Source organism: Okeania sp. KiyG1 (assembly GCF_014132355.1).
Lineage (GTDB): Bacteria > Cyanobacteriota > Cyanobacteriia > Cyanobacteriales > Microcoleaceae > Okeania.
The window spans coordinates 18,897-42,908 of sequence record NZ_BLZO01000031.1; the positions used below are offsets into that span (position 1 = coordinate 18,897).

A 24,012-nucleotide genomic window follows, 5' to 3' on the forward strand; every position below is an offset into this window, starting at 1 on the left:
AAATAAAATTAAAAAAATCAAAGGTCAAAAAATATTATGCCTATAGGTGTTCCTAGCGTTCCTTATCGTCTTCCTGGCAGTCAGTATGAGAGATGGATAGATATCTATACCCGTCTAGGTCAGGAAAGAATTATCTTTCTGGGTCAAGAAGTTACAGATGGACTAGCTAATAGAATTGTAGCCTATATGTTGTATCTAGATTCTGATGACCCAAATAAGCCCATTTATCTTTATATCAACTCTCCTGGTGGTTCTGTAACTGCAGGTTTGGCCATATACGATACTATGCAATACATCAAAGCAGATGTAATTACTATCTGTTTGGGTTTAGCCGCTTCGATGGGTTCTTTTCTATTAGCTGCTGGTACGAAAGGTAAAAGACTAGCTTTGCCCAACTCTAGAATTATGATTCACCAACCAATGGGTGGTACTCGTGGCCAAGCAACAGATATTGAAATAGAAGCTAAGGAAATTTTGCGTGTTAGATCGCAGTTAAACAATATGCTCGTAGAATGTACGGGTCAATCTTTAGAAAAGATAGAAAAAGATACCGATCGAGACTATTTTATGTCTGCTGAAGAAGCCAAAGAATATGGTCTAATTGACCAAGTAATTGACGAGCGTCAAAGCTAAAAGTTAGTAGTAGGGTGAATTAATTAGGTAGGCAAAATAGATTGAACAAACTCTATAAATTCTATTCTCCCCTACTCCCCTACTCCCCGTACGGACGTTGCATGCAACGTCCCTACCCGCTCCCCTACTTCTTAAAAAATACTTTTTCAGCAAACCCTAATTAGGTAGGCAAAATAGATTGAACAAAAATTTGTCTAAATTCTTGAGAATGCCAAAAATTAATGTGTAATTGATTTGACATAACTACTTAATATTCTTAATATTCACCCTACTTTATTATCTCTAAAAAGATATGGATATAGCAGATTATTATCGACAATTAGAGTTAAATATAGGAGCTAGTTTAGGAGAAGTTAAGGCTTCTTATCGACGATTAGCACGGCTATATCATCCAGATGTTAACCCCGACCGACAGGCTAAAGATAAATTTATTGCAGTTACAGAAGCTTATAAAATTTTGCTGAAAATTGCACCTTCTCAAACAGAATCATCATATAATTCTCCTGTAAAATCAACAAAAAATAATTCAAAACCAGAAACTAAATCTCCACAAACTTCACCCTCAAAACCAACAAAAGTTAAAGTAACTCGTAAGCAGAATCAAAATAAAAATCAGCCCCACTTATCAGAAGCAGAAAAACAACTTAAGCAAAATTATTATTTACATTTACAGCAATTATTAAAATATAAAAGATATCCTCGAGCGATCGCTCTAGTAGAAGGTTTGGCTCAAAGAATGCCTCAAGATTGGGAAGTACGACAATGGCAAGCGATCGCCTATCAACGTTGGGCACGTCATCTCATTGGAGAAAGGGAACTGGACAAAGCTAGAAGCTATCTGAAGAAAGCACTCAAAACAGACCCTCATAACCGTGCTCTCTGGTCTGAAGTAGAGCGCGATTTTCGTCAATTAGAAAAAATTTATTAATTATTTGCATATTCTACCAATAGTTGTATAATGTACCAAGTTTTTTTATTGGATATATACACGAATATTCGTTTAGTTTGTGACGTTCTCCTACATCAAATCAAAGATTATGGTGTAGGTTCCCCACCTCACGGACGCGGGCTTTCTGTTTTGCTGGCGCAACGCTACGCGTTACATGTCGCGGAGCGAAACACAGGGAGTGCAACCACTTAACCGTCCACAGACAGAGACTCGGAGACCCACCGCCTTTTTGTACTAAACAATTCTGTACTCCAGAAAGTTCCCTCAAGAGTTTTACCTTTTCACGGGTTGAGGGCGAACTTCTGAATTGAACCCCATACTCTTTGTTGTTTTCTATGTGTTGTTATCAGGTGCGTATTACCGCTACTCCCAGTCTAATTATAGTAACACAAATAGGCTGAAAATGACAAGAGTTGACATCCTCCCGACGCTGCTCTCACGAGACAGCGCGGGATTCCCTAGCATCACGGGTAGGGGCTTTCTGCTTCATAGCACCCGCCTGACGAGATTTACTCTCTTCAGGTCTTACAGTCGCTCCACAGACTGACACTGCGAGTCCCGCAGCCAAAATGTTAATTGCAGCGTTTATGTCCCGGTCATGGTGGCAACCACATTCTGGACAATCCCACTCTCTAATATTGAGAGGCAATTTTTCTACTACATGACCACAATTAGAACAACGCTTAGAACTGGGGAAATATCGGTCAATTTTGATTAGTTCCCGTCCATACCAATCAGCTTTGTATTCTAATTGCCTCACCAATTCTCCCCAGTTAGCATCACTTATTGCTCTGGCTAATTTGTGGTTCTTGACCATATTTTTAACTGCCAAATTCTCAACTACTATCGTTTGGTTTTCTCTAATCAGTTGAGTAGGCGCGCTTATGGGTATAGTCAAGCCTTGAGTCTTTAATCTTGGCGTGTATTTTAGCTACTTTTAACCGGGCTTTATGATAGTTATTAGACTTTTTGTCGGGTTTTCTATCTAGGGACTTCTGAGCTAACCTTAGTTTTTTATGTAACTTTTGCAGATTTTTTGGGTTGGCAACTTTTTCTCCATCGCTGGTAGTTAGTAAACTGGTGATTCCTAAATCAACACCAACTTGCTTCTTAATCGGCTTAAGTTTTAAATCTCTGGTATCATTAACTCTTCATTGATACAGACCATCTACCACTAGGTTCAAGTCTAACAGTAATTGTGCTAGGCACACAACCTGCTGGTAATTGTCTGCTCCACCTGATAGGTAGTGGTTCTGCACCCGATCGCTAAATATGCTTGACCATCTTTCCACTTAAATGCTGATGAGGTAAACTCAGCACTACCACCCCATACGCTTTTTCTTGAAGTTAGGATATTTCGCCCGTCCACTAAAAAAGTTAGTGAAAGCAGTCTGTAGATGTCTCAAGCCTTGTTGCAATGGGACACTGCTGACCTCTGTGAGAAAATCTAACTCTTCCTGCTTTTTCCAGGAAGTTAGCATGGCTGAAGTTTGCTTGTAGCCCACTCGTTCTTTCTTCTCATGCCAGGCTTGAGTCCTAGCTGCTAAAGCTTTGTTGTAGATTAGGCGTACACATCCCAAAGTTCTCCGCAACAGACTTTCCTGCTCTGGAGTTGGGTAAAATCTAAATTTGTACGCTTTTTCCACCATCTACTCACTCAGTTTCAACACTTACATTCTAACAAATTATTTGCCAAACCGCAACATTGATTGGTTTTCATCCCGACGCTAAAGGTGCGGGAGAGCGCGGGTCTTCAACCAACGTTTTGATAAACGGATAGTAATTCGAGTAAATCAAGTAAATTATGAAAAATTAATCGATACGCTAAAAGCAAAGATTTATCTGTGGCCTAAATCCTTCGAGACTACATCAAGAGTTTACCAAAAAACCCCGATCTAGCGGACGCTACGCGGTTTATTTGTTGGTCGGCAATTCCCCTCCCGTTAACATTCGTATAACGGGAGACCCCTTGCTGACATCAAAGTTGGATTGTATAGCAGTTCATTAATGGATAATTGATAATGGATAATTGATAATTACCTCTGGTTAAAACTGCTACGGAATTGAATATAAGGAAATATTATTTCTTCTCTTGGTCGATTGAATATGGTTAAGAAACCCATCCATCCCTCGACCGCTTTTTCCCCTTAAAAGGGGAGGCTTCAAGGCGCAAATTATTTAATTATTAATTATTAATTATTAATTATTCGGTAACAGAGAGAAACACATTTTTTTGTGTAAGGCCGATTGTCAGCGAACCTATCCCACTATTTTTAACAGGGTTATTTGTTTAAGTAAAATTTGTTTGAACAGCTTGATTTTTCGTTTTTAACTCTCAAAATATTTAGGGTTTTTAGCAAAAATCTTATTACTGGGATAGTAATAATTCAGCTATTAGCCGTTAGCTATCAGGATAATTTATCTATTTGACTAACATAATAGATTTGATTTCTCCTGACTATTGGTTGCTTTACCAAAAAATATGGCCTAAAGCCTCCTCTTTTAAGCTATCTCTGATAAGGAACTCCTGAAAACCTTGTGGGGAGAAGGGGAGTAGGGAGCAGGTGAGAAGGGAGAAAGAGTATAGATAGGTAAGCAAAACTACTTAAGTTCTCAAAAAAATGTATTTTTCAATGCACTTTTTCTCCGGAAAAAGCCTCTCAAATGCTATAAAATAACTTGTCTATATTTATCAATTTTTTTGTTAAGAAAGATGTTTATCAGGCATAGCCTTTTAAGGGGATGAAAAAAATATTTGATTCAGTATTTTCCAGCCTCTGGCTTTCCTAGGTCATGCTGCGCAAACAGAGGTCGGTACTGATAACTGATAACTGAAATGATGTCCCCAATCTGAAGGCTCCTCTAAATGATACGAAATCTCAAAAAGTTTGCGATATATCTTGCAATGGGGAGATAGGGAGATGGAGAGGTAGGAAGTAGTGAGATAGTAATTAAACATAGCATTACTATTCAGAAATGGTATGACAACTAAAAACACCTTAAGTATTTGTAGCAAACATTCAGAAAAATGGTATAACAGCTAATAGATTAAAATATATACTAATATTTTGATTTGCTTTAACAACAGTAATTTCTGTTTAAAATCCAAAAAAATCATCCAACAAACTAACAATGACAGACATAAATCAAGATTTCCAAAAAGCTATAAATCTGCAAAAAGAAGGAAAATTAAAAGAAGCAGAGTCAACATATATTGACATACTAAAGTCTGATAGTAATCATGTACCTTCCCTCATTAACTTAGGTTTGATAGAGCAAAATCAGGGCAAACTAGATGAAGCAAGTCAGTTCTATAAATATGCTTTTTCCATAGAGCCAAATAATATATCTCTACTTTATCTCTTAGGCAAAATTACACAAGAGTTAAACCAATTAGACGAAACTATTAACTACTGGCAAAAATTAGTTGAACTCAAACCAGATTCTGCCCTAGAATTTTATGGCAATATTGGTAATAGTCTAGTTCAACAAGGAAAATTTGATGAAGCACTAAATTACTTTCATCGTGCATTAGAAAGATCGCCCAAAAGTTTTCAAGCTCATCAAGCGATCGGTAATTTACTAATTAGACAAAATAAACTTTTAGAAGCTAAATCAGAATTTAACAAAGCCCTAGGAATTAACCCTAATTATCAAGCAGCAAAAATTTGGTTAACTTTAGTTGATAAGTTACTCAAAGGAGACAATCTAATTTCATTCAATTATCAAAACACCCCCATAAAATTTGAAATAACAGGAAAAAATCTAGCCGTAGAAATTGCTAATGTAGGTGGAAGTTTTTATGAATTAGCCGAGCTAGAATTTATTAGACAAAACCTCAAATCAACAGCTCCAGTTATTGTTGACGTTGGAGCAAATACAGGCAATCATTTAGTATACTTTGCCAAATTTATCCAGGCAGCAAAAGTTATTCCCATAGAGTTTCATCCAGAAATTATTGCAGCTTTAAAGAGACATATTTCAATTAATCAAGTCAGCAATATTGACTTTTCTAAATTAGGCTATGCTCTTGGCAAAAATAGTGGTAAATCTTTCATCAAAGAACATCCAGCTAAAGATTTATGTTTGACAGAAATTGACGATACCATTATCAATGGTCAAGAATTAGTAGTTGTTCCTTTAGATGAAATAATTACTGAAAAAGTAGATTTTATTAAAATGGATGTACAGGGGAAAGAAATAGATGTCTTGGAAGGAGCAAAAAATTTGATATCTAGCTATCGACCTGATATGTTAGTTGAAATTGCCAAAAATCATATCAAGGATTTTAGGAAATTTTTAGCAGCAGTCAACTATCAAACTGTTAAAGCTTTCGATCATGGAAGATATGTCAACTTTTATATTAAACATACTTAATTAATTGATAATTGATAATGGATAATTGATAATTATCTCTGGTTAAAACCGTTACGGAATTGAATATAAAGAAATATTATTTATTTTTTCCCCTTAATAAGGGGAGGCCTTAAACCAGAATTATTTAATTATTAATTATTCAGTAAGCATTTAGCTATTAGCGGTCAGCTATTCCTAGGTCATGCTGCGCAAACAGCTTTTGAATGAATGAAATAAAAATTCGTTTAACTTGTACTACATATTTACCTATAAATTTAAGCACAAGAAAGACTTGTTTTGAATTTTCAACTCATACAATTTAGGGGAATGAAGCTGATAACTCAGTTCCTCCGAGAGGAGGCTAGCTGAATGCTTACGGAAGTGTTTAAATGAATATAGACTTTAAGGTCAAAGGAACCTGCTTTTGTCAGATTTAATTATTACTGAATTCTCGCTTAATAAGAACCCTTAATATAGGGTTTAAATCAAGTTCAAAAACAATACCTGATAGCTGATAGCTGACGGCTGTTTGCGCAGCATTCCGCAGGAAATGGTTACAAACATACTCACTAAAACTTCAATTTGAATTGGCGACAAATATATGTAAATGGAAAGAATAAACTAATGCAAGACTTAATTTTCTGGAGCGTAATATTTATAGTCAGCTTATTCACTCTGATTAAAGCTTCTGACTTCTTTACAGATGCAGCAGAAAAAATAGGCATATCTTTAGGAATTTCTCCTTTTTTAGTTGGGGTAACTATAGTATCAGTAGGAACTTCTCTACCAGAATTAGTATCATCTATTATCGCTGTATATCAAAACTCCTCTGAAATTGTTTTTGGTAATGTCGTTGGTTCCAATATTGCTAATATTTTCTTGATTATTGGTACTGCATCATTGATCAGTAGTCCTTTAAGGATACAATATGAACTAATTAATGTAGATTTACCACTATTTGTTGGTTCAGCTTTTTTATTAGGTTTAACAGTTTTAGATAATAATTTTTCTACAAATGAAGCTATTATTTGTATTTTGGGATATGTTATCTATGTTTTCTACACTATTAGTAGCGGTAAGGAAGAACAAGGGTCAGAAAGAGATGGAGATGGAAACTCAAAGAAAACTTTACCACTTAAACAAATAGTCATTGTGATTGCTAGTTCATTATTTGTCTTTTTGGGGGCAACCTATACAATTGAATCAGTTACTAAAATTTCTGAAATACTCAATATTGCTAAGGAATTAATTGCTTTAAGTGCAGTCGCCCTTGGTACCTCATTGCCAGAGTTAATAGTTACAATTTCTGCTGCTAAAAAAGGGAACCCAGAAATTGCCGTAGGAAATGTCTTAGGTTCTAATATTTTTAACTCATTAGTAGTAATGGGAGTACCAAGATTAACAGGCAATTTAGTAATTCCTGAAGATGTTATTGGTGGTGGGTTATTGGTTTTATTGGCAGGAACAATAATGTTCTTTTTTGTCACTCAAGATAAACAAGTAACTCGTTGGGAAGGATTAATATTTTTCCTATTCTATGGGTGGTTTATTTGCAATATATTTGGGTTAGTTTGACATCCTAAAATCTAGTAAAGTCGCCCTACAAGGGCGAGGCTTTAAACCCAATTTTTCGGTAAAGGGTTAGCTTGAGTAGTTGCCATTTCTTATCTTTCTTTTTGCCCCATATTTGCATGGAGTATTGCACCATTAATAACAGGGTTAGTAGCTGCAAAATAAATGGTTTGTGCAATCTCTGAAGGTTCGATTAAACGATTTTGAGCATTCATAGTTTTTATCTGCTCAATAATTGTCTCATCATGATGAAGATGATTTCGTAACATTGGGGTATCGGTAAAACCAGGACAAACACAAGCTGTATGAATGCCTCGATCCATTAAATCCTGACAAGTGGCTCGCATTAACCCCACTGCTGCGTGTTTAGAAGTGACATAACTAAAGGCACCAGGCACCGCCTTTTCTGAGAGAGTGGAACCCACGTAAATAATGGCAGACCCCTTTGACATTTTTGGCATGACTATCTGATTCAATATAGTTGGAGCAACCATATTAATTTCCAAGATATCTCGTAAATTATTGGCTTGAATATTTTCTACATTATCCTTATCTAACCTGGCAGCATTGTGAACTAAAATCACCCTTTCAGAATTTTCTAATTGAGGTAGTAACTCTTGTTTCAAATTTTCCTCAAAACTTTTTGCAGTTAAATCTACCTTAATATTAACTACATCTGGCAACGGACATAAATTTCTAGAAAGGTTAATAACCTGAAATTCCTGTTCCAGAAATAGTTTAGCTATTGCCAATCCTATGCCACGACTTCCACCAGTTATAATTAAGTATTTTTTGCTCATTTTTTACTCCAAAAACTGTTACCTGACTGACCAGGACCAGAGAATATTTTAACTTCTATTGCCTGAATCAAATGCTCTTGATTTTCTTCTACATGAACAAGTAATTGTTGCAAAAACCAATGAGAAAGCTCCTCTACAGTAATATTTCGCACCGGAAGCAACTTTACATCCCGTTTAAGAAATGGTATTTTCTCTTTGTCGCTATTGAAGAAAGCATAGACATATTCATCTGATTATTCTATTCTCAGATAAGGACTTTTTAATGGTAGTAGAACAACTTCATCAACCAATTGACAAGTATCAAAGATAATTTTTTTGTAAATACCATAATTGAAGGCTGTACCATTTTCCATAACTTCAGCCTCGAACATGACATATACAGAAAAACTATGACCGTGCAGATTTTCTCTTTCACTATCTGAAAATATAGTGAAGTGACCTGCTGAAAAGTTCATCGCTTGCTTAAATAATTCAATTTTAGTCAGTCGTTTTTTCATGGAAAATTTCCATTGATATACATAGCAGGGAATAGGGTTTTCATCCCCCGGTTAAAACACGGGGGCCTTCAACGTTGCTGTTCGGTAAGTTTAGTAGAACGGAGTTGTGAATGCTCATTTGCCATCCCCACAGGTGTCACGCACTGTTATTTATACCGCTCAACTAAACTTACTCAAACTTACTCAAAAGCCTGAAATCTTAGTCAAACGCAAGTGGATCAAGCACTACAGGGTTAAACGGCAAACCCTTTATTCCCTGGTCAAAGACATCAGGAATTACTTTTTTAATAATGTTCAACGACCCATTGACATCTGCATTTAATAATTTATTTTCCCTGGTTTTATACAATCCTCTTGTTATTCTTTTTCCACTAAATTTCGGTTTTTGTTCTCCATATTTCGGTAAATCATCCCCATCTAAACAGCTTGATTGAGATGTATAGGATTCTTCTGTTATTATTACTTTTATTCCTCTTAGTTGGGCTTTATATCTTAACATCTCTATTAACTTATAGTGAGGGATATTCACAAATTGTTGATTGTTCTTTTTCCCTAATTTTATCTCTTGTTTCCAATTTTGATTCTGCCCAATAATTAAGGTTCCTATTTCATGGTTTACACACCAATCTATTACTCTTTTACTTGCTGTATGCAGATAGTTTTCTACTCGACTATTTCTTTTGTGAGTTAATTTTTTTTAACCGATGAGAATTATTTTTATTGTGGTTAGTTTTTAGTTGAGATTGTAAATAAGAGCGTTGTTTATTATAAAAGGTGTTAATTGCTTTTAATGGTCTGCCTTTAATCATGCTTAGGTGATATTCCTGTTTGATTTGTCGTTACAGCCATTAAGTTATTTACTCCTAAATCCACTCCTGCTACTTCTTGATTTTCTGTTGTTTCCTCCGCTTTTTCATAGACTATTTCTATTATGTAACAGCTACTTTTGGGGATAATTCTGGTCTCTATTATTTCTGTCTGTGAAGTGGGAATTTTCATTTCACTCATGGATAAGTGACAAATTCCTTTTTTCAAGGCTTTTTTAGAAATTGATTCATGAGGATAGGGCAGAAGATTTCGGCATGCATGTCTTATGTTTATATTTGGGAATTTTTGGTTTCCCTAAAAATTTATTTGACTGTTTTTGCCACTCTCTTAAAGCCACAAAATAACTACTCCAAGCTGAGTCTAATCTTCTGATTATTTGCTTACTTACTTTGGTAGGTAAAGCTTGATAATCGTCACTTTTAGATACCTGGTGATACAGTTGATTAAAGCTTAGTTTATTTTTGTTTTCAAAGAAATGTTGGCCGGATAATAATAGTTAGCTAAATTGAATAAATTTTTCGACAAAAAAGCCTTGTGGTCTATTTCTGACCACAAATAATGTGATTTGGTAATAACATGACGTTCAACTAGCTTCATGCCTTAATTGTAGGTGATAACGACTCAATGAATAGACAACTAAGCAAACTTACTCATTTTAGTTTAATAGCTATAGTTATGAGTAAATTTGATGAACTTTAGATAAGCTTTTGCTTTCTGTATTTACCCCTTTTCTTCTAACACAGTTTTCGTAATAGTGGTTTCAGCTCTTGTATAATAATAGGTTTCTGGTGCTGTTAGTTTTGCCGTTTTAAAGGTTTTTTCTGCACGCTCCCAAAGATCTGTGTCTTCTCCATAGACAATATTTTTAAAACCTTGTAACTCAAAAAAGACTTTTCGCTTACCAAAAAAAGTTGGTCCTAACACACAGTTCCGTAAATTAATAGTTTTTCTGGTTGAAAATAATCCACTACAAAAATTTCTTCATCACTAAAAAATTCCCCTTGAATTAAGTCAATATCTGGATGGGTTTGCATATATTCTAATCGAGATTCTAAATGATTAATTTTATAGGTATCATCACTATCAATGAAAGTAATATAATTACTTAAAGAAGCCTGTATTCCTGCATTTTTTGACAAGGCTGCTTTTCGATTTCGATGCTTCAAATAACGAATATTATGATATTTTTCCAAGTAAAAATTAACAACAGAAAATGTAAGGTCGCAACTACCATCATCCACGATTAACAATTCCCAATTTTTGAAGGTTTGATCAAGCACACTATCAATACATTTTGTTAAATATTTTTCTCGGTTATATGTACATAAAACAATACTAATTTCTGGATGGATATCAAAAATAATAGAAGTCATAAGACACTAAGTAATTATAGTTGATTATTTTTGAGCGACAATACAAGTTGCTACTGGATAATCTGGATGAAAAGCATCTAATTCTTCAGTAGTTAATTCTTCAGTAGATATGCCATGATAACTAGCTATTACGGTAATCACATTACCATAAACATATAATTTGTGCCAAGAAAAATTTCTAAACATCCAAGCAAAAGCATCTGGTAAAGGTCGCCAATAGTCCATTGGTGTAGCATGAAGTCTAATTGCACTGGGAACCATTGCAAAACATTTTCCTCCCGGTTTTAACCAAGTATAAATATTTTGTACGACCTGCCAAGGTGCATAACAATGCTCTAGGACATTAAAAGTGATAATAGAATCAAAAGACTCTTGTTTAATTACTGAAGAATCGTGAGCATCACCTATTATATCTATACCTGACCCTGGTTCGATATTCATCACTTGATAGGATGAACCAGGGTTAACTTCATAAAAGTCTTTATCTTTAGGAGTACCACCAATTTCTAGTATTTTGCCAGTTATTTGAGGTTGAACTTCTTGAAGAAATTGACTTAAATAGTATCGGTCAACTGGTGTTCCTCTGGTTAACCCAAATGCTTGACAAATAGGAACTGTCTTTTTCAAGTCTCCCCAATTAAGATTATGGGTAGAGGGTGATAAAAAACCGATTTTCTCTAAATAGATAACTAATTGAAAAAAACTATCAGGTGTCTTTATCTGTTCTAAATCATTTTTAAGATTAGCTTCAGAAAAAAATTGGTTTAGTATCTGATAGTTATTTTGACTAAGGGATGCTAGTTCATATTCTTCTTCTTTTTCGATAAAGCTACGAAATCCTTTCCCAAAAAGGAGTAAACTTTTATCTGATAAGAAAATTATGGCATGATTTTTAGATGTTGATATTGTTGAAGTTTTGCGGTGATTTCTTTTTGATTATTCGCTGATTGGACTCGTTGAAATATTTTATAAGCAGATTCAATATCGTGTTCATGCACAAATATTTCTAAAATAGTTAACCAAGATTGATAATGAATAATTTCTGGTGGACGCTGACTCCAAGCAAAGATAGCATTGACTTGAGAATCTTCAAGTTTTAAGAAAGCATTAGGTATATATTGTTTAGCCATATTCTGATTTATGATTGTTATTTCTTTTTCTTTCTTTAGCTATATGAACTTAAAAAAATAGGAACTAAGAAATACACTGTCTTAAATAGAGCTTGCTGATTAGCTCTCTAAGTATTTATAGATAAAGGTTTTAGATAACTGCAAAAAGTTAGTATTTTTCGCAGACAAGGGTAGAAAAATCAAGCGAAAATTCTTCCGATTACTTCCTTTATAATTCTTTGTTCTTCCTGACTCCTGACTCCTAAGTTCCCTCATAATACTTTTTCACCAAACCCTAAATAGTCATTGGGGAGTCAACATAAATATTTGGTTCTTGTAGATAAAATTCAATGCCAAATTTTTTCAGCTCCTTAGAAATCGTTTGATTAGCAACTTCCAAAAGTCGCTTTCTTAATTGGATAGAATTTTCACTAGAACCGAGAATAAAGAAAGTTATTCTCGCCCGACATTTATCTGTATGTTCATGGTCAAATACTGCTATTTTTGTACTTCCTGGGTCAATACCAAAAACTGAATCTGTACTATTTTTAACCACTTGCTGAACTAGAGCTTTTTCTCGTTCTATCAGTTTTTTAGTAAAGTCTAAATATAATAAGACCATCACTTTTTTACCACGGGTAATATTCTCAATTCCTGCATTGGCTAATTGATTATTAGGAACAATATATAGTGTACCTGTGGCAGCTTTCCTGATTTTTGTAGAGCGCAAACCAATAGATTCTACTCTGCCATACATCTCACCTTCTCCTAATGAAAAACGAATATAATCTCCAGGAATAAAAGGACGGTCTAAATACAATACAACAGTACCAAACAATTGCTCCAAAGTTTTGGAAGCAGCAAAACTAATAGCCACACCACCAATGGATACTCCAGCCAATAAGCCTGTCAATGGAAATCTTTGACTTTGAGCATAACCTATTGTGGCAATAAATCCGATTACTACATTTACTATAGTCTCAAATACTAAGAGTAATTCATCAGCTTCTAAGCCAGATTTACGAATAATTTCAATGCCATATATCCTGAGTACTTGCTGAAATAAACGGGAAGCTAACCAGGCAATACTAATCACTACAGCAAGAACTATTAAAGGATTAAAGAAATTGTATAATGCTTTGTATTCTTCCAGCCAAACTGAGGATAGAGAAATTAATATAAATGTTCCTGCAACTTGGAAAGGTTTTGTCAGTGGACTAATAAAGTTGTTAGTAATTTCTTTGCTTGAACTAGGCAAAAACTTATTAATAATTAATTGCACTATTCCTGGCGTATATTTTCCTATCAATACAGCTCCCAGGGCAAATATAAAAAAAATTAGATACTGAGGAATGGTAGAACCTTCCAAAAGAACATATAGCTGATTGACTTCGTTAATTATACTTGAAAAAACATAAGAAACTAAACTATTAAACCGTAATTGGTGAATCCACATATATACTTGGTTGCTCTATATCAAAAGCAATACCATATTCCTTAAGTTTCAAAGTAATTCTTTGACTAGCATTATCCAACATTTGACGACGTAAATCCATAGATACTTTACCAGAGCCTAAAATAAAAAATGTAATCTGTGCTTGAGTTATATCTTGAGAAGTAGAACTTTGTGAATCTTTAAAAGTAATATTAGTATTGCGCGGCTCGATGCCAAATATATCACTGGTACTTGTTAAGATAACTTGGCGGATTAATGCTTGTTCTTCAATATCTACATAACGATAAAAAGTTAAGTATAAAATAGACATAACTTTCTTCGCTGCAGTAAAGTTTTCAATATTTACTTGTGTCAGAGAATTATTAGGGATAATAATTAAAGTACCTTTTCCAGAAGAACGAATTTTAGTCGAGCGTAAACCAATAGATTCAACTCTGCCAAAAGTACCATCTGGCAAACCAATATAATCATCTACAACAAAAGGTCTATCTATATAAAGTACGATACCGCCGAGTAATTGACTTAAAGTATTTTGAGCAGCAAAAGCAACTGCTATACCTCCGACTCCTAAACTAGCAATAATACCAAATACATTAACTTGATGAGTCTGAGCAAAAATAATAATAGCTAATACAATAATGATAAAGTTAGCAATAAATTTACCTACTACAAATAAGTCACTATTAGCTTTTTGATCGCTTCTAAATGCTGCTTCTATTAGATAAACATCAAAAAACTTTTTAGCAAATTGAAAACCTAACCATGTAGTTGTAATAGTTAAAATTAAACTAAGAGTAATTTCCAGAATATATAGCTCGGAATATGGTGTAACAGCTAGAAGAGTTATCTCAGATATTGCTAAAGCAATAACTACTCCAATTAATAATTTATTCGGAGATATGATAATTTTATATGCTTCGGAAATTTCTGTAGATACTATCTTGCTGATTAATTCAGGCAGTTTACGAATTCCGACAATTGCGACTACTCCTATTATTCCTATAGCAAATATTCGCAGAAGTTGATTAATATCTATTACTATTTCTTCTGGCAATTGAATAGTTTCAAGCATAAATAGCTTTTCCTTTAAAATTATACTTAATCCGATTTTCAGAACCCCTTTTTAAATATCAATTAATACCATAACTCACGCATTATTGCTACATCTCCTTGAGAATAGATTGTAGGGACGTTGTATGCAACGTCTGTACATAGTATATCGTAGGGTTTAAAGACATTAAAATATCTTGACTTAATGCCGATAATCCTTACAAACATTACTGAATCATTATTATTACTTAATAACTGAAATCTTAGTGAAGTATAGCATTATTTTTGGAATAGGTATAAGTTTATTTATATCAAGCAGTTAGGGTATAGAAATAAGAGATGTATGAGAACCGGATTTAATATTAAGTAAGCATTCAGCACTTCAGCACTTCAGCACTTCAGCACTTCCCTGCGGGATGGGCTCGCATTCAGCTATTGCCTTTAGTTTGAGATAAAAGCTTTACTAATTGAGGTATAATTTATACTTACTACCAAAGTTTGCTTTAAAGTCTATATTTATATAAATTTTATCATGAGAGCTGATAGCTGACAGCTAATAGCTGTTTGCGCAGCAGTCCGCAGGAAATGCTTACAATATTACTCTGTAAATTTGATTTGATTTTTATTTATTAAACGCCTGAAAAAATAATGCTAGAAAAAAAAAGGCTGAAAATTATGCCTAAAAATACCTTCTCTAATCCTATAGCAAAGAACGAGTTGGTGTTTCACTTATGCGGATGATAAACCGTAAGACAGGGAAATGTTTTTCCTACTTTTCCCTGTTCCCTGCTATATAAGCTAGCTATTTCGATTTTTTCTACTTTTTTTCTGATTTGTTTATTACTTCTGACTTCTTTCCTCTTATACCATGTATGAAAAAAGAATGTTACGAATAATAAGCGCCATTAAAAGACTTTATATGAAATATCTGTTTGGCGAAAAGGATAATTTACGACATCAAAAATGGTATTCAACCTATTCATCCTGACTCCTGACTTCTAAGAAATACCCTAGATATTTGTAGCAAACATTTATCAATTTGGTATTACTTCTTCCTCGCTGATACCATTTGTCACAAACACTTATCAAGTTGGCATTAAATTCTATTCTAAAATCCTCAAAAATGTTGAGTTATCAGAGAAGCGATCGCCTAAATTATATTATTGATTAATGCATTAAATTAATTAAAAAGTTAGCGATAGTGCCGAAAATGCTGAAAACTACCGCTTTTTATTTCAGATTATTTTTACTTAGGAAATTCAGGAATTACCCATTTAGGAGGAGCCATTCTTTTCTTCATAACTGCTTCTTCAGCTATTTCCAACATTTTATCCAAGGGAGTATTATCAATAAATTTTGATGTTTCTTTGGCATAATTCTGATTCGGACATTTATCACCCAAAAGACATCCATTAAGACAATCTTCTGGACAATTTACAGTATTTTCCATCCTATTTTCCTCTGGTAGTTTAGTAATTTTATAGCAGATAACTTTTTCTAATTATCCGCTTCAGTAGTCATCATTTAACTTTCAATATTATCATAAGCTCTATTCTACTCTCAATAGCTTTTTGCAGTCTGCTCTGATAGTTTAATTCATAGTAAGCATTCAGCCGTCAGCTATTAGCTATCAGCTATTAATTTTAGGGAAGGTAAAAGCAACCTTTGAAATTGAAAAAGAATAAAAAGTTACTACCAAAGTTCCTGGAAAAAACCTCAGAAGTAATTATTCATTACTAATTGCTGATAGCTGACTGCTGATAGTTGAATGCTTACAATTCATATTAACAAAAGGTACTTTTTTGCACTTCCCTTCCAACCCTTCAACTCCCACTACCTTACCGAAAAATCGTGGTCTAAAGCCTTCCCTTTTAAAGGGATAAAAAGCGGTCAAGGGATGGCGTACTTTGAAGCGGATCTGTCAAGAGCGGGTCTCCTCCCCATATCCAATTGACCAAGAGAAAAGAGAATTCCGTATTTTCTTTCCTCCTTATTGCAGAGGTACTGATAACGCAGTTCCGACCATAGGAGGCTAACTGATAACTGAAATGACCTTCATAATCAATAAATTGAGCGATACGGCTGACCCAGCTCCTCGAACGCCAGATATAGCGTTAAATTGATGAGTGATTATTTCTATCAATTAAAAAATATGTATTCATCCTTCCTTTACCCTTAATCATAATAGTTCCTCTGGGATTTAATATATATTTTTCTTTTAAATAATTAGAAGTTTTTTCTGTTACTTGAATAGCATTAGATACACCATGAGATTCCATTCGACTTGCAGTATTAACAGCATCACCCCAAAGGTCATAAATAAATTTTTTTCTACCAATAACACCTGCAATAACAGGACCAGTATTAATGCCAATTCTAATACTAAGCTGCATATTATTTTTTTGATTAAAATCAACAATTGCCTGCTGCATATCCAGAGCCATTTCAGCAATTGCTTCAGCATGATCCTGTCTTGGATTTGGTAAACCTCCAACTACCATATAAGCATCTCCAATAGTTTTAATTTTTTCCAAACAATATTTATCAGTTAACTCATCAAAACAAGAAAATATTTCATTAAGTAAATTAACTAACTCTGTAGGAGGAATATTTTCTGATAACTGAGTAAAACCTACTAAATCAGCAAACAAAATAGTTACTTCTGCAAAACTTTCAGCAATATTTTCCTGTTCTTCCTTTAATTTTTCTGCAATAGGTTTAGGCAAAATATTTAACAACAATCGTTCCGATTTTTTTTGTTCAGCAGACAATACCTTTTCTGCTTGCTTACGTTTCTCAATTTCTCTAGAAACTCGATTAAACATTTGATTAAAAGCCACCATTACCTCTCCTAATTCATCTTGCCGTTGAACAGAAAGAGAATAAAATTTAACCCCGTCACCATTTTTACTCAAAGCTTCTCCAGCAGCAATTAAATCATCTCTTAACCTCAAAACTGGAGAAATTAAACACACTCCTAGAACTAGCATTGTCACCAAAGTAACGAAAAGAGATATGACAATTACAAGCACAGCAATTCTACCAATAAAAGCATATAACTTTGGCTGAATATTAGAAGTATCATGACGGGCAATTAATGTGTAATTAATTCCCAAATAATCTGCTGACAATGCCACATCATACCGTTTACCATCTCGACTTCTAACACGCAAAATATCTTTGTTTTTGAGGTCATCAAAGTCTATATCAGGAGCTTCACCAATTGTTTCTATTAACTTTCCCTGAAAATCATAAATTGTGACTCCCAAAACCACAGAGTCTTGGGTTAATGTTTTGACTTTTGCCTGAAACATACCATTAGACTTCATACTGGTTTGAGTTAGACGCACAATAGAATTAAAAATCGCTCCAGAAACATCTTCTAGTTGGCGAAGAAGTTCATCTTCCCGACGCTTATAAGATGGAATTAAAATTACAGCCTCAATTACTAAAATACTGGCAAATATCCACAATACTATTTTTCTAGATAAACGTGCTCTAAAAAAACAAAATAGCCCGGAAATTTTAATAAACATATACAATTTATTTTTTGATAAATTTACTAATAGTTTGTACGACTAACCCTCAAATAAAACAATTAAAATTTCATCAATATCTCTGTTATAGCACTACAAAGATAGCTCCGAATATTGCAGAAATTACCTTTTTCATCAACTATAGCAATTCCAAATGATTTGTAAAAACTCTGAAACTTTTACCGAAAAATCGTGGTCTAAAGCATCCCCTTTTCAGGCAGGGTCAATTTATTGTCAGCAGATAAAAAAGGAGGGGGTGGGGAGTGTGGGGAGTGTGGGAAGCACAGAATCTCAAAAAAATATAGGGTTGTAAATATTCTCTGACGACAAAGAATTAGCCCTGCTCTTTTAAGGGGATAAAAAGCGGTCGATCTTTGGAGCTTCCTGTAGGATTGAATGGTGAGGAGACCTCGCTATATCCAATCGACAAAGAGAAAAGAGAATTCCGTATTTTCTTGCCTCCTTATTGCGGAGGTACTGATAACTGAAATAACCCCTGTTGCATTTTAGGAGTTTTAATCTAGGTGGAGTATAATAAAAGTTATACGTAAATACAGTCATATATAGTCAAATCATGTCAAACATCTTCGTTGATTTGTGCAAAAGAGCGCCTTTATATTTGACAAAATTTAATAACTCAAAGGCAATATGTTTAATAGTATAATGAAATTGGCACGCTTAGTTCCAGACTAAATAATCAGAAAAATTCCGAAATCCTCGAATCCTAATATAATTTTAACCCCTTGATTTATGAGATTAGTTGAGAGACATATCCCATACAAAAAATCATCGGTTTTATGATGAAATTGACAGACTATGTTTCTTGTCAAAAAATCTTTATAACTATGGCAATTATTTAGTTCGTCAATCTTTCATCTTTGAAAATAATTATCGTCACTATTACGACCTGCAAAAAACACTCTCTACTCAATCAGATTATCAAGCAATACCAGCTAAAGTCTCTCAACAAATATTGATGATACTAGATAGAAACACCGAAAAGCTTTTTAGCAGCAAACGAAGTTTATCTAAAGAACCCATCAAAGTTTAAATCTCGTCCTCGTCTTCCTGGATATAAAAATAAAATAACGGGAAGAAATATTGTGGTTTATACCACACAAGCCATCAGCAAGAGACAATTAAAACAAGGAATTATTAATCCCAGTAAAACAGGGATTTATATAAAAACATTAGTACCTACTTCACAAATTAAACAAGTTCGTCTCATCCCTAGACTTAACCATTATGTAATTGAGGTGATTTATGAGAAATGTGAAAAACAATACGAGCTAGAGAAAAATCGTTGTGCCAGTATTGATATAGGATTAAACAATCTAGCTACATTAACTTTTAATCAAGCCGGAATAAAACCACTCTTGATAAATGGCAGACCGTTAAAATCTATCAATCAATACTATAACAAAGTGAAAAGCTTCCTACAATCTCAACTCCAGGAAAATCAATCAAGCCTCAGACTAAAAAAGCTTATGTTAAAGAGAGAATTCAAAATCAATGACTATCTTCATAAATCATCTCGTTTAATTATTAATACCCTGATTAATCATAAAATAGGAACTCTGATAATTGGGCACAATGAAGAATGGAAGCAGAAGATAAGTTTAGGGAAAAGAAACATTTCATATTTTGTCTGTGTTCCCTATAACAAGTTAATAGAAATGTTATCTTATAAAGCCAAGATGGTAGGAATAGATGTAATTATTACAGAAGAATCTTATACGTCAAAAGCAAGCTTTATAGATAATGATTTGATTCCAGTGTACAAGGAAGGTGAGAAAAATAAAGTCACTTTCTCAGGAAAAAGAATAAAAAGAGGAATGCAATCGTACCGCCAGCAAAAAATTAATTAATGAGTTACGTCAACGGTTCTTTGAACATTATGAGAAAAGCAGTCCCAAATGTTTTTGACTATGGGATAGAGGAGCCAGTGCGTTGGGCGGGTCCCCCGACAGTCACGCAACTGGCGTGGTGTTGTAGTTCACCCAGTCAGGGTAACTCCTGCAAAATAAAGATGTGTCATATTTGACTATATTTTTATGAACTATATAGACTCTAATACTACTTCTCTATTAAGCTACCCTGAATAAAAGATGATAATTGTCAGTGTAATAATAAGTACCTGTGAAAAATTTGTTTAATATTTGTAAGTAGGGAGTAGAGATTAAATCAATTAAAAATTAACAGTTAACAGTTAGTCTTCTAGATTGGAATTGTTTTAACAAGTATAACAGAAGGAAGAAATAAGAAGGAAAAATTTTAAGCTTTTAATCTGTTCTAATCTAATACCAATTTTATAAATGTTTGTTACAAATGGTAGAATAAAGAAAGAAGGAAGAGAAAAGAAGGAAGAAAGGATAAATATTGAAAAAAAGGGGGAAACGATATAAATAACTATCTCAAATGAACTGAATTAGCTATTTTTCAGCATATCCAATCAAGGTCTACTTTTTTGTAGCATTCTTTTTTTAAATTGGTATAAAACCCGAGAATTTTATACTTTATCTACTTTGAAAATTTTGAAAATGTTGTAAATTTAGGTTTTTGTTATACTAAATCTTTCTTGCTTGTATAGATTATTTTTATTTATGAAGTGAAGAAGTAGAAAACAGAGAAAAATTATAACTCTACTTTGAGAAGCTAGGCTTAATATAATTAGGTTTTTACTATAAAATCAAAAATCAAACTCGTTCAAATACTCAGAAATCAAACTAATACTCAGAATCATGGAATTGATAATACTTGTAGGGGAATTTAAACTCTGTTTAATGGATGCACCGCAGGTAACGCTTAGATATGAAACTAATGGTAGAGAAGGTAGATATAATTAGTAGTTACCTACTCCCTACTTCTCTACTCCCTACTTCTCTACACAAAAAGTGGATAATTTACTAGATATCAATTTTAAAGAAACCTAAAATCACCCATAAATGTTGATAATTTAACTGCTGCCTAACTTACTAATACTTGGTTAAGTAACTTATAAAGAATAGAATTAATAAAACCTAATGCTAAAGCACCAATCAAAGCACTCCAAAATCCCCAGCGTAACCGAAACCCAGTGACAAACCAAGCAGCTAAACCAAAGATAGCAATATTCATCAGTAGAATAAAAAGATCTTCTGAAAGCACAAACTTAATAGGCAAAGCTAAAGTAACCAAAAGTGGGCGAGCTAAAGCATTCAATAGCCCAAAAACTCCTGAAGAAATTAAAGCAATATTAAAGTCATCAATTTCTACACCCGTTGGCAACTTAGAAATAATAAACAAACTAAGAGCAGTAACAAACCAAAGAATCAAAAGTTCTACAATACTCATTTTTTCTCCTTAAATTAATAGAAATCTAAACATTAAATCGGAAGAGCAAAACATCTCCTTCCTTCACAACATAATCTTTACCTTCACTCCTCATCAGACCCTTTTCTTTAGCAGCAGTCATTGAACCAGTCGCTACTAGATCCTCATAAGCAATTGTTTCTGCTCGAATAAAACCCCGTTCAAAATCAGTATGAATTACACCAGCAGCTTGAGGAGCTAACATTCCAGCTTGAATTGTCCAAGCCTTAGTTTCTTTCTCTCCAGTAGTAAAATAAGTGCGCAATCCCAATAATTCATAAGTTGCTTTAATTAGAGATTTCAACCCACCTTCTTCTACTCCTAAAGATTCTAAATAATCAGCTCTTTCTTCCTCCGGTAACTCAATTAATTCTGATTCTACCTGAGCTGAAATTATCACAACTTGAGCATTTTCTACCGCAGCAATATTGCGGACTTTTTCAACCCCCAATCATTTCCACTAGCTAAGTCATCCTCTGACACATTAGCAGCATAAATTATCGGCTTAGAAGTTAACAGATTTAAAGGCTTAATTAAAAAAAGATTCATCTTCATTTAAGTCAGCCATTCTCACTGACTTACCTTCATTTAAAATCCCCTCTAATTTTGTCAAAACTTCCAATTCTGCCTGAGCATCTTTACTGGTACGAGCTTGTTTTTTAGTCCGTTCAATTCGACGTTCAACTTGAGCTAAATCGGACAAAGCCAACTCTAAATTGATTACCTCAATATCTCGCACTGGATCGACCGAACCAGAAACATGAATAATATCCTCACTATCAAAACAACGGACTACCTGAACAATAGCATCCACCTCTCGAATATTAGACAAAAATTGATTCCCTAATCCCTCTCCTTTACTAGCACCTTTAACCAAACCAGCAATATCAACAAACTCAATTCTAGTAGGAACAGTTTGAGCAGAATTAGAAATTTTAGTCAGCACATTTAACCGCTCATCTGGCACCGAAACCACACCAACATTGGGTTCAATTGTGCAAAATGGAAAGTTAGCAGCTTCCGCTTTAGCATTAGCAACCAAAGCATTAAATAAAGTAGATTTTCCGACGTTGGGTAGTCCGACAATTCCAGCTCTGAGCATAAATTTAAGTCAAAAATTAAAAGTAAAAAGTTAAAAATTAAAGAAATTACAGGTAGGGTTACTATACAACTGCCTATCTACTAAGGATAGCAGAAGGAAAGAAGAATCTTGATTTCTCACCTCAAGTTTCACTTATAAATCAAGAATCAAAAAATAAAAAATCTTGTTTACCTTATTTTGTTAAATGAGGAGGAGAATTGACTTAATCAACGAATAAGGGTATAATTCGTTAAAAAGCATACCATTAGATAGACTGCGCTCAATGTCCATGAAATCTATCAGAACCAAACTCAAATTAAATAATAAACAAAAAACTTTGATGGCTCAACACGCGGGCTATTCAAGATGGGTTTATAACTGGGGTTTGAGTTTGTGGAATGCTGCTTACAGAGACGGTTATCAGCCTAATGCTCGTAAGTTGAGAGAAGTTTTCACTAATCACACTAAACCACTTTATCCCTGGATGAAGAGCTTGTCATCTAAAGTTTATCAATATGCTTTGATCAACTTGGGTGAAGCGTTTAAGAGATTTTTTCAAGGGTTAGGTAAATATCCAAGGTTTAAGAAGAAAGGTAAACACGATTCTTTTACAATTGATAATTTTGGAAAGCCAATAGAATTAAATGGTTGGAGTCACAAATTACCTTTTATTGGCATGGTGAAAACCTATGAACCAATTGAAGCAACTACTCAGAAAATAACTATTAGTAGACAAGCTGATGATTGGTACCTAAGTTTAGCTTTTGAATTTACCCCGACTTCAACAGAAAAAATTACTGATGTAGTAGGTGTTGACTTAGGTGTAAAAACTTTAGCAACCTTAAGCACTGGCGAAGTTTTCAACAGTGTTAAACCTTACCGTAAAGCTCAAAACAAGCTAGCAAAATTGCAACGCCAAGTTAGTAGAAAAGTTAAACATTCTCGTAATTGGTATAAGGCTGTAATCAAGTTAGCTAAACAGCATAGACGAGTAGCTAATATCCGTAAAGATGCACTTCATAAATTAACAACATACTTAGCCAAAGTGCGACTCGTTCCTGTTAGGAGCCTCTAGAAACTAGAGGGGTATGAACAGGGTTCAAAGAGCAATTAAGCTCAATGAATAACTGAGTCACGGATGTGGGTGAAAGTCCCACCTGCCAAGGGAAGGCAGACTCCCGACCTGGCCACACCGAGCTAGACCTTTCCACTAGCAGAGTGAAGCTGGCAACAGGCCCCAACCAGAGCGTATAGTGGTAGGCACACTGGGGGTAATGGGGAGACGGCATGGGTACCGGGGCGGAATGTCCTGAAAAAGCGCCTCAAAGTACGGCAAGAACCACCTCTTATCTCTTGACCGCACACGAGGAAATCCCGCGTAATATTTTGGCATTAGACGCATCCCTGGGAATCGTGTAGGC

At 34.2% G+C, this 24,012-nt stretch carries 22 protein-coding genes and 2 pseudogenes; 7 read left to right on the forward strand and 17 right to left on the reverse strand.

The features are described from left to right. Window positions 1-36: 36 nt before the first annotated feature. Together SAGCYANO_RS04380 and SAGCYANO_RS04385 are read left to right on the forward strand one after the other, a co-directional pair. Window positions 37-633: an ATP-dependent Clp protease proteolytic subunit gene (locus SAGCYANO_RS04380; RefSeq protein WP_202218961.1), complete on the forward strand. Its 597-nt coding sequence runs from the start codon at window positions 37-39 to the stop codon at window positions 631-633. A gap of 292 nt (window positions 634-925) precedes the next feature. After that, window positions 926-1,561: a J domain-containing protein gene (locus tag SAGCYANO_RS04385; RefSeq protein WP_202218962.1), complete on the forward strand. Its 636-nt coding sequence runs from the start codon at window positions 926-928 to the stop codon at window positions 1,559-1,561. 457 nt (window positions 1,562-2,018) lie between these two features. Here the strand turns inward: SAGCYANO_RS04385 and SAGCYANO_RS04390 are convergent. Continuing rightward, window positions 2,019-3,231: pseudogene (locus tag SAGCYANO_RS04390) on the reverse strand (RNA-guided endonuclease InsQ/TnpB family protein). 1,483 nt (window positions 3,232-4,714) lie between these two features. Here SAGCYANO_RS04390 and SAGCYANO_RS04395 point away from each other — a divergent pair. Then, complete coding sequence (locus SAGCYANO_RS04395) at window positions 4,715-5,959, forward strand: FkbM family methyltransferase (RefSeq protein WP_202218963.1); 1,245 nt, start codon at window positions 4,715-4,717, stop codon at window positions 5,957-5,959. A gap of 603 nt (window positions 5,960-6,562) precedes the next feature. Then, a complete protein-coding gene (locus SAGCYANO_RS04400) occupies window positions 6,563-7,513 on the forward strand; it encodes a calcium/sodium antiporter (RefSeq protein ID WP_202218964.1) in 951 nt (316 codons plus the stop codon). A gap of 89 nt (window positions 7,514-7,602) precedes the next feature. Here SAGCYANO_RS04400 and SAGCYANO_RS04405 read toward each other — a convergent pair whose 3' ends face one another. The 14 genes from SAGCYANO_RS04405 to SAGCYANO_RS04460 all read right to left on the reverse strand — a co-directional run bounded on the left by SAGCYANO_RS04405 (window position 7,603) and on the right by SAGCYANO_RS04460 (window position 18,159). After that, window positions 7,603-8,310: an SDR family oxidoreductase gene (locus SAGCYANO_RS04405; RefSeq protein ID WP_202218965.1), complete on the reverse strand. Its 708-nt coding sequence runs from the start codon at window positions 8,308-8,310 to the stop codon at window positions 7,603-7,605. Further along, window positions 8,307-8,462 (reverse strand): hypothetical protein, encoded by a 156-nt coding sequence (locus tag SAGCYANO_RS04410; RefSeq protein WP_202218966.1) that lies wholly within the window; start codon window positions 8,460-8,462, stop codon window positions 8,307-8,309. Before SAGCYANO_RS04410 ends, SAGCYANO_RS04405 begins: the two co-directional genes overlap by 4 nt. Window positions 8,463-8,543: 81 nt before the next feature. After that, window positions 8,544-8,807: a 6-carboxytetrahydropterin synthase gene (locus tag SAGCYANO_RS04415; protein WP_202218967.1), complete on the reverse strand. Its 264-nt coding sequence runs from the start codon at window positions 8,805-8,807 to the stop codon at window positions 8,544-8,546. Window positions 8,808-9,006: 199 nt separating this feature from the next. Next, window positions 9,007-9,462: an IS200/IS605 family accessory protein TnpB-related protein gene (locus SAGCYANO_RS44035; protein WP_237395800.1), complete on the reverse strand. Its 456-nt coding sequence runs from the start codon at window positions 9,460-9,462 to the stop codon at window positions 9,007-9,009. A 146-nt stretch (window positions 9,463-9,608) separates the two neighbouring features. Continuing rightward, on the reverse strand, window positions 9,609-9,842 hold the full coding sequence (locus tag SAGCYANO_RS44040; RefSeq protein ID WP_237395777.1) for a transposase: 234 nt from the start codon (window positions 9,840-9,842) through the stop codon (window positions 9,609-9,611). A 243-nt stretch (window positions 9,843-10,085) separates the two neighbouring features. Next, a complete protein-coding gene (locus SAGCYANO_RS44045; protein WP_237395779.1) occupies window positions 10,086-10,232 on the reverse strand; it encodes a hypothetical protein in 147 nt (48 codons plus the stop codon). Between the two features lie 123 nt (window positions 10,233-10,355). Beyond that, window positions 10,356-10,559 carry a hypothetical protein gene (locus SAGCYANO_RS04425; protein ID WP_202218968.1) on the reverse strand — a complete coding sequence of 68 codons (204 nt, stop codon included), beginning with the start codon at window positions 10,557-10,559 and terminating at the stop codon, window positions 10,356-10,358. Further along, window positions 10,553-11,008: a glycosyltransferase family 2 protein gene (locus SAGCYANO_RS04430; protein ID WP_202218969.1), complete on the reverse strand. Its 456-nt coding sequence runs from the start codon at window positions 11,006-11,008 to the stop codon at window positions 10,553-10,555. Before SAGCYANO_RS04430 ends, SAGCYANO_RS04425 begins: the two co-directional genes overlap by 7 nt. A gap of 24 nt (window positions 11,009-11,032) precedes the next feature. Beyond that, window positions 11,033-11,635 carry a methyltransferase domain-containing protein gene (locus SAGCYANO_RS04435; protein WP_202218970.1) on the reverse strand — a complete coding sequence of 201 codons (603 nt, stop codon included), beginning with the start codon at window positions 11,633-11,635 and terminating at the stop codon, window positions 11,033-11,035. Window positions 11,636-11,886: 251 nt separating this feature from the next. Further along, window positions 11,887-12,138 (reverse strand): hypothetical protein, encoded by a 252-nt coding sequence (locus SAGCYANO_RS04440; protein WP_202218971.1) that lies wholly within the window; start codon window positions 12,136-12,138, stop codon window positions 11,887-11,889. A 274-nt stretch (window positions 12,139-12,412) separates the two neighbouring features. Beyond that, the gene (locus SAGCYANO_RS04445; protein ID WP_202218972.1) at window positions 12,413-13,573 is read right to left on the reverse strand and encodes a mechanosensitive ion channel family protein; all 1,161 of its coding nucleotides are present in this window, start codon (window positions 13,571-13,573) and stop codon (window positions 12,413-12,415) included. After that, on the reverse strand, window positions 13,548-14,645 hold the full coding sequence (locus SAGCYANO_RS04450) for a mechanosensitive ion channel family protein (RefSeq protein ID WP_202218973.1): 1,098 nt from the start codon (window positions 14,643-14,645) through the stop codon (window positions 13,548-13,550). The genes SAGCYANO_RS04445 and SAGCYANO_RS04450 overlap by 26 nt, the downstream gene beginning before the upstream one ends. 1,224 nt (window positions 14,646-15,869) lie before the next feature. After that, the gene (locus SAGCYANO_RS04455; RefSeq protein WP_202218974.1) at window positions 15,870-16,073 is read right to left on the reverse strand and encodes a hypothetical protein; all 204 of its coding nucleotides are present in this window, start codon (window positions 16,071-16,073) and stop codon (window positions 15,870-15,872) included. A 664-nt stretch (window positions 16,074-16,737) separates the two neighbouring features. Next, window positions 16,738-18,159, reverse strand: a complete 1,422-nt coding sequence (locus SAGCYANO_RS04460) for an adenylate/guanylate cyclase domain-containing protein (RefSeq protein WP_202218975.1) — start codon at window positions 18,157-18,159, stop codon at window positions 16,738-16,740. A 760-nt stretch (window positions 18,160-18,919) separates the two neighbouring features. On the opposite strand from SAGCYANO_RS04460, the gene SAGCYANO_RS04465 reads away from it, so the two are divergent. Together SAGCYANO_RS04465 and SAGCYANO_RS04470 are read left to right on the forward strand one after the other, a co-directional pair. Beyond that, complete coding sequence (locus tag SAGCYANO_RS04465) at window positions 18,920-19,210, forward strand: transposase (RefSeq protein ID WP_202218976.1); 291 nt, start codon at window positions 18,920-18,922, stop codon at window positions 19,208-19,210. Between the two features lie 34 nt (window positions 19,211-19,244). Continuing rightward, the gene (locus SAGCYANO_RS04470; protein WP_237395801.1) at window positions 19,245-20,027 is read left to right on the forward strand and encodes a transposase; all 783 of its coding nucleotides are present in this window, start codon (window positions 19,245-19,247) and stop codon (window positions 20,025-20,027) included. Between the two features lie 1,099 nt (window positions 20,028-21,126). On the opposite strand, the gene SAGCYANO_RS04475 is transcribed toward SAGCYANO_RS04470, so the two are convergent. Beyond that, a complete protein-coding gene (locus SAGCYANO_RS04475; RefSeq protein WP_202218978.1) occupies window positions 21,127-21,492 on the reverse strand; it encodes a phage holin family protein in 366 nt (121 codons plus the stop codon). Window positions 21,493-21,517: 25 nt separating this feature from the next. Then, window positions 21,518-22,612: pseudogene (gene ychF / locus SAGCYANO_RS04480) on the reverse strand (redox-regulated ATPase YchF). Window positions 22,613-22,880: 268 nt separating this feature from the next. Between ychF and SAGCYANO_RS04485 the strand changes: the two are divergent. Beyond that, entirely contained in the window at window positions 22,881-23,666 is a 786-nt protein-coding gene (locus SAGCYANO_RS04485) for a transposase (RefSeq protein WP_237395781.1), read from the forward strand. Window positions 23,667-24,012: the final 346 nt, after the last annotated feature.